The organism is Pseudoroseomonas ludipueritiae (genome assembly GCF_014490445.1).
Classification (GTDB): domain Bacteria; phylum Pseudomonadota; class Alphaproteobacteria; order Acetobacterales; family Acetobacteraceae; genus Pseudoroseomonas; species Pseudoroseomonas ludipueritiae.
Map to the genome: position 1 here is coordinate 1 of NZ_JACTUZ010000157.1, position 10,424 is coordinate 10,424.

Consider the following 10,424-nt stretch of genomic DNA (forward strand, 5'->3'; position numbering starts at 1 on the left):
CGCCACGCGGCGCGCCCGGCAGCGCTGCCAGCCCCAGCCCGCCCAGGGCGCGCAGATGCGCATCCGGCGGCAGCGGCTGCCCGCCGCGCATGTAGAGGTCGCGGCGCAGGGTCTGATTGCGGGCGATGTCGCGCGCCGTCTCGGCCAGCACGGGATCGGTGAGGCCGGCCACCAGCGGCCGCGTCCTGGCGGGCAGGCAGACGGCATCGATATTCTCCGCCGGCGTGGCGCTGCCAAGATAGCGGCAGCCGGCCCCGGCGAAGACGGCCATCATCTCGCCGATATGGAAGGGCTGCCAATGCGCCGGCAGCAGCTCATGCGCCAGGGCATGGTCATCCTGGCGCAAGGCCGCTTGCAGGCGGTGGCGCTCCTGCGGATGCGCCGCGAAATAGCCGGCACCGGCCTCCGACAGCCGGGACAGGAATTGCAGCGCGCCCCGTGCCTTCTGGGTGGAATCGCCGGGCAGGGTTTCCGCGTGGCGGCGCAGCAGCGGCTGCGCGGCGGCGGCGGCCGACATGCCGGGATGCGTCATGTAATGCGCATAGGCCACGCCACCCGGCCGCAGTGCGCGGGCGATGAAGGCCATGGCCGCCTGCCGCTGCGCCGCCGAGATCCAGGACAGCACGCCATGCGTGACAATGGCGTCGAACTGGCCGAAGCGTTCCTCGGGCGCGGCCGCGATCTCGGTGAAGCCGGCCTGGTGGAAAGCGATGTTGCGCAACCCGGCGGCCTCTGCCGCGGCGCGGGCGGCGCGGACCTGCGCGGGGTCGATATCGAAGGCCACCACCTCGGCCTGCGGGTGGCAGGCGGCGACGGCCAGGCTGTTGAGGCCGGCGCCGCAGCCCAGCTCGCACCAGCGGAAGCGGCCGGCGAAATCCGGCGCCGGCTGGCCCAGGCCGCGCAGCACGGCATCCAGCCAGGCCGGCATCATCTCGCGGTGAAAGACCGCGGGATAGGCGATGTCGCCGATATAGCCGTCCGTCATGCTGCATGGTCCGGGAAACAGAGCGCGGCGTGGTCAGGACCACGCCGCGCGAGCCGCGGGGGAGTTGGGGTCAGGTCAGCGCGGCTGGATGCGCAGGATGGTGTCGCTCTCCGCCTCCAGCACGCCGGCGGACTTGTCCACGGAATAGACCGTGCCGCGCGGGCCGACCGAGACATGGTTGGCCAGCGGCGCCGGGCCGAGGTTGGCGACGATCTTGCCGTCCACATCCACCACCGTGACGGTACCGGCCATGCGGCTGGCGACATAGGCATGGCGGCGGGCGGGGTCGAAGGCCACGTTCAGCGCGCCGGCGCCCACCGGCGTATCGGCCAACACCTTGCCGCTGGCGCCATCCAGCACCACCACATTGTCGCTGCCCTGGGCCGCGACAAAGATGCGGTCCGTCTCGGGATCGTGCGAGACACCGATGGCGCCGCGCGCGCCCGGCACCGGCAGCACCTTCTCCACCGCGTTGGTGCGGGTATTGATCACCGCCACCTCATTGGTGGTGTTGCTGACGACGTAGAGCCGCTGCGCCCTGGCATCCAGCGACAGGCTGGCGGCCGAGAAGGTGCCGCCCCGCGCGCGGGAGGCGATCTCGATGCGTGCGGCGACCTCCAGCTTACCGGTGTCGAAGACCACCACTTCCGGCTTGAAGGTGGCGCTGGCGAAAGCCTTGTTGAGCGCCGGGTCAATCTGCACGTCCCGCGCATGATAGACCGTGCCCGGGGCGAACTGCTTCACCAGCGAAAGGTCAGATTGGCGGTACACGGCCACGGTGTTCTGTCGCGAATTGCTGACCCAGACGGTGTCGTTGCCATCATCCACGCCGACACCATAGACGGCATAGACACCCGCATCCGCCTGGCCACCCTGCCGCGCCGGGGCAGGCTGCGGCGTGACGCGCGCGACCACTTCCAGCGTCTCGGGGTTCAGCTTCAGCAGCTCGGACTGCCGCACCGGCGGGCGGCCGATGGCGGAGGTCACGAAGAGCGCGTTGTTCTTGGCGCTATAGGCGGACTGGTAGAGGCCGCGCGCTACCTTCGCTTCCTGCGTGGCGTAGCTGGCCTGGCCGGAGAGCGGGATGCTGGGAGAGACCTTCAGCGGGGCGAGCGCCGCGGTATAGGGGCCCTGCGCCACCACGACGATCGGGTGGCTGCCCACGGTGGCATCGGCCGGAACCGTGATGCGGCCTTCGATCTTGCCGTCCTTGTCGGCTTCCAGCACGCCATTGGGCAGCGGCGCGGTGCCATAGAGCAGCGTCACCTTCTGGCCGGGGCGGAAGCCCTGGCCGGAGACCGCCACCTCGCTGCCGGCCAGGATGGGCTTGCCGCGCTCGGTGGCGGCGAAGCGCACCTGGGCATTGGCGGCGGCATCCAGTGCGCTGAAGGGCGCCTGCGCCAGTGCCCCCCCGGCGGCGAGCAGCAGCGAGCCGGCCGTCAGTAGCCCAAGGGCGGCGAGGCGGGGTTGGGTGTGGAAGCGTCGCATCATGCGTTGTCCTGCTGGTCGGGAGGGGGAGGTCAGAAGAAGGCCGTCAGGCTGACGAAGTAGGAGCGCCCAGGCTCGTTATAGGTATTGGCGCCGGCGCCGGAGGAATTGGCCTCACGGAACAGCTGCTTGTTGAAGATGTTGTTCACGCCGGCGGTGATGCGGGTATTCTCCGTGAAGGTCCAGCTGCCGCTGATATCCACAACCGAATAGGGGTCGCGGTCCCACAGCTCCGAGCCCTCGGCGGCCGCCCCGGTGCCGGTGAGGGTGCGGGCTTCCTGCTTGCCGTAATGTGTCAGGCCCGCCGTGAAGGAAAGCTCCTCGCTCGGCTGCCAGGTCAGCGTGCTGTTGATCGTGTATTCGGGGATGAGCGAGAGCGGCTGGCCGGTGCTCTTGTCCTCGCTCTGGATCATGTAGGTGAAGTTGGTGTTCCAGGAGATCGTCTCGCTCACCGGCACCAGCAGGTTGCCTTCCAGGCCCTGCACCACCGCTTCCGGCGTGTTCTCCCAGCGGAAGACGCGGCCGCGCCGGCTGGCAAGGCCCACCGGCACCATGCCGGCGACGATCTTGTCCTCATAGTCGTTGTGGAAATAGGTCAGGCTGCTGCTGAAGCCGTCCTTGTTGTAGAAAACGCCGATTTCCTTGTTCAGGCTGGTCTCGGCCTTCAGGTCAGGATTGCCGACCACGTAGCAGCCGGAGCCGAGGCTGGGGAAATTGACCGGACAGCCATTGCCCATGGTGAAGTAGATGTAGTTCGGATTGGTCTGGTAGAGGTTGGGCGCCTTGAAGGCGCGCGCGATGCCGCCCTTGATCGAGAAGCCGTCGAACAACTCGTAGGAGGCGTTCAGGCTGGGGCTCCAGTTGGAGCCGAACTCGCTGTGGTGGTCGAAGCGCACGCCTGGCGTCAGCACCAGGCGGCTGGTGGCGTAGATATTATTCTCGGCGAAGAGGGAGTAGGTCTCGGCACGGGCGCTGGTTGCACGCGGGCCATCGGAAATGCCGGGGATGCTGCCGCCGGTGGCGGTGCTCTGCGTGACCGCGAAGGGGTCCTTCAGGTTCTCGACGAAGACCTCGGCCCCCAGCGTCAGGCGCTGCGGCGCCAGCAGCTCCAGCGGGATGTTGATCTCGGTATTGGCCGTGTAGTTGTTGAGGGTGGCGGTGGAGAAGCCGCTCTCCGTGTTGATGCTGCCTTCGGCGCTGCCCGCCAGGCCCTCGTTCAGCCGCTTGTTGATGGTGCCTTCATAAAGGAACAGCGTGCGTGTATCGGCCCAGCCGAAATCGCCCCGATGCGCCAGCGAGGCGGTGTAGCGCTCCAGCACATTGGTCTCGGCGCCCTCATCAGCCAGCTTGGCCAGCAGCTCGCTGCCGGTATTGTTCACGGCCCGGTCGCCTGCATAGATATTGCCTTGGCGGCTGTATCCGAGTTCCAGTTCCAGCACCTGCTGCGGCGCCAGGTCCCAGCGCAGCAGGCCATTGATGTCGCGGTTCTTCACGCCCTCGCGCCCCGCCGGCGGCACGGCGCCGGGGGAGGCGGCGAAATCCCGGTTCAGGTCCAGGCTATCGGCATCGGTGCGGGCGATATTGCCGTAGAGGCGGAAGGAGAAATCATCCACCAGCGGCCCGGCGAGGTTGAAGCCGAGGCGGCGGCTGTCGCCCTCGTCGCCATCCTCGGGAATATTGGTATAGGCGGTGATGGAGCCGGACAGCTTGTCGGTCGGTGCCTTGGTGATGATGTTCACCACGCCGCCCGCGGCGCCCGAACCATAGCGCGCGGCGGCGGGGCCGCGGATGACCTCGATGCGCTCGATGGCTTCCGCCGGCACCCAGTTGGAATCGCCGCGCGTGTTGCGCTCGCCGCTGCGGCCCATGCGCACCGAGTTGCGGGAGCGCACCGGCTTGCCGTCGATCAGGATCAGCGTGTTCTCCGGCCCCATGCCGCGCAGGTCGATCTGGCGGTTGTTGCCGTACTGGCCGGAGGCGCTGTTGCCGGTGAGGTTCACGCCCGGCATCTGCCGCACGATCTCGGAGATGTCGTTGGAGGGCGGCAGGCGCTGGATATCCTCGCGCGTGATGACCGAGACGCCGGGGGCCTGCTTCAGTTCCTGCTCCGCCGTTGCGACCACCTCGACCTCTGGCAGCACGATCGTGCTCTGTGCTGCGGCGGGTGCTGCGGCAGCCAGGGCCAGGCTGGCCAGCAGGGCGGGGCGAGAAACGGAAGTGCTCAAGGAACGTCGGGTCACGGCTGTACCTGAAATTAAGAATTACTCGCAAATGCCATCTTGATTACAGCCTTGCAACCCAGGCGCATCCGCCTGAACTCAAAGGGAAATCGAAACGATCTTGTTGCGGCGCTGACAGGTGCCGCGTGAGGATGATCATGGTTTTCAATGTTTTGCCGATGACAGGAGCCTTTGGATCGCTTCGCTCCCATCAGGGTGGCATGGAAGCGGTCACCATGAAGCGCCCGAAAATTACAGAAAGTTCACATAAAACTTGAGCCGAACCATTCGTTTCGGTGGATTGCCAGGCTGCGGCGCATGGGGAAGACTGCCGCCGTCAAGACGGTCGCAGAGCCGCGGGACGGGGAAGGTGGCGCGGCGGCCTGGATGGCATGCCTGGCTTGGCGTGCCCGAGCGGAGACGACGAATGGCGCAGCGCCCCTTTCATCTTGGCTGGTTCCTGCAAGGCTCCAGCGTGCAGGCCTGGGATGAGCCCTGGACCGGCAGCATCGGCCAGGACTGGAGGCATCCCGACCTCTTCATCGACATGGCCCGCGCGCTGGAGCGCGCCTGCTTCGACTACATCCTGCTCGAAGACAGTTCCTATGTCGGGGAAGCCTATGGCGGCTCGCGCGAGATCTACCTGAAGCACGGGCTCTCCGTGCCGCGCCAGGACCCCTCGGTGGTGGCGACGCTGCTCTTCGCCGCCACGAAGCGGATCGGCGTGGCCACCACGCTCGCCACCTTCACGCACCATCCCTATCTGCTGGCGCGCATCATCGCGACGCTGGACCAGGTCTCGGGCGGCCGCGCCGGCTGGAACATGGTGACCGGCAGTTCCGACCTGGCGGCGCGCAACTACGGGCTGGAGGGGCTGCCGGAACACGACCTTCGCTACGACATGGCCGATGAATACATGGCCTGCGTCAATGCGCTGTGGGATTCCTGGGAGCCCGGCGCCATTGTCGCGGACCGGGAAAGCGGCGTGCTGGTGGACCACACCAAGGTCCATGCGGTGGACTTCAAGGGCAGGTGGTACAGCTCCCGCGGCCCGCTGAATTCCGGCCCCTGCATCCAGGGGCGGCCGGTGATCGCCCAGGCCGGCGGCTCCCCCCGCGGCCGGCAATTCGCCGCCACGCATGGCGAGACCATTGTGGCCAATCCGAAGGGCATCGAGGCCATGAAGAGCTACCGCGAGGATGTCCGCGCCCGCGCCGCCGCCATGGGCCGCGATCCGGACAGCATCAAGGTGCTCTTCCTGATCAACCCCATCATCGGCGAAAGCGCGGAGCATGCGGAACTGCGCCGCCTGCAGCGCATCGCCGATGCCGACCGCAAGATCGCGCAGCGCCTCGCGCATTTCAGCAAGGTCACCAACATCGATTTCGGCGGCATGGACCTGGACAAGCCGATCGACGAGACCCTGCGCACCAATGGCCACCAGCAGAATCTCGACACGCTGAAGAAGATGGGCGCCGGCGGCAAGACGCTGCGGCAGGCCTTCACCGATTACAGCGGCACCGGCCTTTCGGTCGATCTCTGCGGCACGGTGGATACGGTGGCGGGCCGGATGGCGGAGGTCATGCAGGAAGTGGGCGGCGACGGCTTCCTTTTCTCCATGGGCGATGTTTCCCGCCGCGTGGTGGCGGAAGTGGCGGATGGACTGGTGCCTGCCCTGCAGGCGCGTGGGCTGACGCGCCGCGCCTATGGCCATGCCACCTTCCGCGAGAACCTGCTGGAATTCTGAGGCCGCCGCCTTCTGCATAGATCGGCGGTGCTGGTGCGTTGTGGCCCCGACCTCAACGCACCGGGAGATCCGAGCATGCCCCGCCGCCGCAGCCTCCTGGCCATGCCCCTTGCCACGCTGGCATCGCCCCGCTTGGCACGGGCGCAGGAGGAATTCCCCGCCCGCCCGCTGCGGCTGGTGCTGCCCTTCATGCCGGGCGGCGCGGTGGACCTGACCGGGCGGCTGCTGGCGGAGATGCTGGCGCCGGCCCTGGGGCAGGGGGTGGCTGTGGAGAACCGGGGCGGCTCCGCCAGGCAACCTGGGCGGCGACAACGTGGCCAGGGCGGCGAAGGATGGCTATTCGCTGCTGCTGGGCAGCGCCACCCTGCTGGCCGCCAACAAATACCTCTTTCCCAAATCCATGCCCTTCGACCCGCTGGTGGACCTGGCGCCGGTCTCGCGCATCGCCGCCGGCACGCTGCTGCTGGTGGTCCATGCCGGGCGCCCCTGGCAGAGCTTCGATGAACTGGTCGCGGCGGCGCGGCAGAAGCCGGGGCGGATCGTCATGGGCTCCTCCGGCACCGGCTCGGCCAGCCACCTGATGCTGGCGGCGCTGAACCGCGCGGCGGGCATCGAGATCGACCACCTGCCTTATCGCGGCGGCGGCGCCGCCATCCAGGACCTGCGGGCGGGCGGCATCGACATGATGTTCGATGTGATCCCCGCGCTGATGCCGCATCTGCGCGCCCGCCGCTTCCGCGCCCTGGCGGTGGGCAGCGCGGGCCGCGTCCCCTTTGTGCCGGAGCTGCGCGAGGTGCCGGGCATGGCGGAGCTGCTGCCGGGCTCCGGCATCGACATGCACACCTGGTACGCCGTCACCACCACCGGCGGCACGCCGGAGGAGCGCCTGGCGGTGTTGCACCGCGCGGTGCGGCAGGTGGCGACCTCCGATGCCTACCGCGCCCGGCTGGAGCCGCTGGGCTTCACCCCGGTCTCCGATGCTTCGCCTGGGGCATGCCTGGATTTTCTGGGGGCACAGCAGGATGTCTGGAAGGAACTGGTGGAACTGGCCGGCGCCACGCTGGGCTGAGCCCTGGCGCCTTGCCGCGGCGGCCGCGCGGGCGCATCTCTTCCTCAGCCATGTCCCTGCCAGACGATCTTTCCGCTCTGCGCGTCCGCCCCGACCCTTCCGACCCGCGCCTGACGCGGCGCGTGGCGGGCATCGACCAGACCGGCGCGCGGGTGGAGGCCAGCGTGACGGTGGAGCGGCCGCTGACCCTCTACCTCAACGGGCAGGAGATCGTGACGATGATGACCATCGCCGACCGGCCCGGGGACCTGGCGCTGGGCTATCTGCTCAACCAGAACATGCTGCGCCCGGACGATACCATCACCGCCATCGACCATGACGAGGATCTGGGCGTGGTGGTGGTGCGCACCGAGCGCCGCACCGATTTCGAGCAGAAGCTGAAGAAGAAGACCCTGACCTCCGGCTGCGCCCAGGGCACCGCCTTCGGCGACCTGATGGAGGATTTTTCCCAGGCCCGGCTTCCGGTGTCAGCCGAGATCCGGACGTCCTGGCTGTACCGCCTTCTGCACCGGATCAACACGCTGCCGACGCTGTATCTGGAAGCCGGCGCCATCCATGGCTGCGCGCTCTGCTTCCAGGACCAGCCGGTGGCCTATATGGAGGATGTCGGCCGCCACAACGCGGTGGACAAGATCGCCGGCTGGATGTTCCGCGAGGGCGTCTCGGGGGCTGACAAGATCTTCTACACCACCGGCCGCCTGACCTCCGAGATGGTGATCAAGACGGTGCGGATGGGCATTCCCATCCTGGTCTCACGCTCCGGCTTCACCGCCTGGGGCGTGGAGCTGGCGCGGGAGGTGGGGCTGACGCTGATCGGCCGCTGCAAGGGCCGCCGCTTCACCGCTCTGGCGGGGGAGGAGCGGATCGTCTTCGATGCCGACCTGCATTACGTCGAGGAAGAAAGTGCCCGCCACTGGCGCAAGAACAGCCGCGATGCCGAGAAGTCCTGACACCCTGGGCGTGGTGCTGGCCGGCGGGCTGGCGCGGCGGATGGGTGGCGGCGACAAGCCGCTGCGCGAACTGGGCGGCCGGCCGCTGCTGGCGCATGTGGTGGCGCGGCTGGGTCCGCAGGTTTCCGCGCTGCTGCTGAATGCCAATGGCGACCCCGCGCGCTTCGCGGGCTTCGGCCTGCCGGTGGCGGCGGATGGCGTGCCGGACTACCCCGGTCCCCTGGCGGGCGTGCTGGCTGCGCTGGACTGGGCAGCGGAACACCATCCCCGGTTTGAATGGGTTGTTTCCGTGCCAGGAGATTCGCCCTTCATCCCGCATGACCTGGTGGCGCGGCTGCACGCGGCGCGACAGGCGGCGGGGGTGCCGATGGCCTGCGCCCGCTCCGGCGGCTGGACGCATCCGCCCATCGGCCTCTGGCCCGTGGCGCTGCGGGAGGAGCTGCGCGCCGCCCTGCTGGCCGATGAGCGCAAGATCGACCGCTGGACCGCCCGCTTCGGCTGCGCCAGCGCCGAATGGTCCGATGCGCCGCTGGACCCCTTCTTCAACGCCAATACGCCGGAGGAGCTGGCCGAGGCCGAAGTGCTCTTGCGCGGCGGCGCGGCAGCCCCCTAGCCTGGGCAGGCCAAGCTGCGGCCAGGAGAATGCCCGTTCCATGAAAGCCTTCCTCAGCGGTGTCGTGGCCGCCGCGCTGCTTGCCGCCGTTGCCGCCTGGGTGCTGGACCAGGGCATGTGGCCCGGGGCGCGGGAAGCCTTGTCCGGCTCCTCCGCCCGGCCCTGAGGCAGGGCGGCGCGGGCTTTCTCCGGCCATCCCTGGTGGTCTCAGCCATTGGGCTCGCCGACATTGGGGAAGAAGAGCTGCTCGCCATCGATCTGGTAGGCGGCGATGGCATCCTGCCCTTCCTTTGAGACCAGCCAGTCGATGAAGGCCTGGCCCTCGGCCGCCTTGACGTGGCCGTGGCGGGCCGGGTTCACCAGCATCACGCCATACTGGTTGAACAGGCGCTTGTCGCCCTCGGTCAGGATGCGCAGGTCCTGGCGGTTCCGGAAGCTGATCCAGGTGCCACGGTCGCTGAGCAGATAGGCGCCCGAGGCGGCGGCGGTGTTCAGCGCCGGGCCCATGCCCTGGCCGATCTCGCGGTACCAGGCGCCGCGCCCCGTGGCGGGGTCGATGCCCGCCATCTGCCACAGCCGCAACTCCGCCGCATGGGTGCCCGAGCGGTCGCCGCGCGAGACAAAGGGCGCCTTCTTTTCCGCGATGCGCTTCAGCGCCGTGGCAATGTCGTCGCCCCTGGCGCCGGCCAGGTCCGCCCTGGGGCCGACCAGGACGAAGTCGTTGTACATCACCGGGTGGCGGCGGGTGGCGAAGCCTTCCGCCAGGAATGCCTCTTCCGCCGCGCGGTCATGCACGAAGACCACATCGGCATCGCCGCGCCGCCCCACGTCCAGCGCTTGCCCGGTGCCCAGCGCCACCACCCGCACCGCGATGCCGCTGCCCTTGGTGAAGGCCGGCAGGATGTGGCCGAAAAGCCCTGACTGCTCGGTGGAGGTGGTGGAAGCCACGGTGATGCTGCGCTCCTGCGCCCTGGGCGCGGCGGGCGGCAGGGTCAAGGCCAGTGCCGCCGCCAGGGCGGAAAGCAGGCTTCGGCGGAGCATGGTGCTTCTTCCTTTGGCAGCCGTTTCCTCGCCCACAACACTTCCACGGCGGGCTTGCCCAGGGGAAGCGGTGGACTTGCGCGGTGGCACGCCCTATGGCCGCCGCATGCGAATCCTGGCGGTGGATGGCGCCCTGGCGAGGGCCTCGGCGGCGGTATGGGCGGATGGGCGCGTGCTGGCGCGCGCCGGCGTGGATGGCGCGCGGGGCCAGCCCACGCAATTGCCGCTGCTGGCGCAGCAGGTGCTGCGGGAGGCCGGGCTGGAAGCGGCGGCGCTGGACGCGGTGGCAGCGGTGGTGGGGCCGGGCGGCTT

General features: G+C 68.9%; 9 protein-coding genes and 1 pseudogene. 6 read left to right on the top strand and 4 right to left on the bottom strand.

Going from position 1 to position 10,424, the window contains the following annotated elements:
• The 3 genes from IBL25_RS21595 to IBL25_RS21605 form a co-directional block, all read right to left on the bottom strand.
• Positions 1-985: class I SAM-dependent methyltransferase (locus IBL25_RS21595; protein ID WP_187780562.1), on the bottom strand; the 985-nt coding region annotated here is incomplete at its 3' end.
• 75 nt (positions 986-1,060) lie between these two features.
• Positions 1,061-2,476 (bottom strand): YncE family protein, encoded by a 1,416-nt coding sequence (locus IBL25_RS21600; RefSeq protein ID WP_238940580.1) that lies wholly within the window; start codon positions 2,474-2,476, stop codon positions 1,061-1,063.
• Between the two features lie 29 nt (positions 2,477-2,505).
• Entirely contained in the window at positions 2,506-4,713 is a 2,208-nt protein-coding gene (locus tag IBL25_RS21605) for a TonB-dependent siderophore receptor (protein ID WP_367615661.1), read from the bottom strand.
• A gap of 406 nt (positions 4,714-5,119) precedes the next feature.
• Here IBL25_RS21605 and IBL25_RS21610 point away from each other — a divergent pair, with 406 nt between their 5' ends.
• The 5 genes from IBL25_RS21610 to IBL25_RS27390 all read left to right on the top strand — a co-directional run bounded on the left by IBL25_RS21610 (position 5,120) and on the right by IBL25_RS27390 (position 9,237).
• Positions 5,120-6,439, top strand: a complete 1,320-nt coding sequence (locus tag IBL25_RS21610) for an NtaA/DmoA family FMN-dependent monooxygenase (protein WP_187780563.1) — start codon at positions 5,120-5,122, stop codon at positions 6,437-6,439.
• 313 nt (positions 6,440-6,752) lie between these two features.
• Positions 6,753-7,508, top strand: coding sequence for a Bug family tripartite tricarboxylate transporter substrate binding protein (locus IBL25_RS21615; protein ID WP_367615662.1), 756 nt, complete (start codon positions 6,753-6,755; stop codon positions 7,506-7,508).
• Between the two features lie 50 nt (positions 7,509-7,558).
• Positions 7,559-8,458, top strand: a complete 900-nt coding sequence (gene fdhD / locus IBL25_RS21620; protein ID WP_187780564.1) for a formate dehydrogenase accessory sulfurtransferase FdhD — start codon at positions 7,559-7,561, stop codon at positions 8,456-8,458.
• Positions 8,442-9,071 carry a molybdenum cofactor guanylyltransferase MobA gene (gene mobA, locus IBL25_RS21625; RefSeq protein WP_187780565.1) on the top strand — a complete coding sequence of 210 codons (630 nt, stop codon included), beginning with the start codon at positions 8,442-8,444 and terminating at the stop codon, positions 9,069-9,071. Before fdhD ends, mobA begins: the two co-directional genes overlap by 17 nt.
• Positions 9,072-9,111: 40 nt before the next feature.
• The gene (locus IBL25_RS27390; RefSeq protein WP_255722668.1) at positions 9,112-9,237 is read left to right on the top strand and encodes a hypothetical protein; all 126 of its coding nucleotides are present in this window, start codon (positions 9,112-9,114) and stop codon (positions 9,235-9,237) included.
• A gap of 41 nt (positions 9,238-9,278) precedes the next feature.
• Here IBL25_RS27390 and IBL25_RS21630 read toward each other — a convergent pair whose 3' ends face one another.
• Complete coding sequence (locus IBL25_RS21630; RefSeq protein WP_187780566.1) at positions 9,279-10,112, bottom strand: substrate-binding domain-containing protein; 834 nt, start codon at positions 10,110-10,112, stop codon at positions 9,279-9,281.
• A 76-nt stretch (positions 10,113-10,188) separates the two neighbouring features.
• Here IBL25_RS21630 and IBL25_RS21635 point away from each other — a divergent pair.
• Positions 10,189-10,424, top strand: a pseudogene (locus tag IBL25_RS21635) (hypothetical protein); the annotation flags it as partial.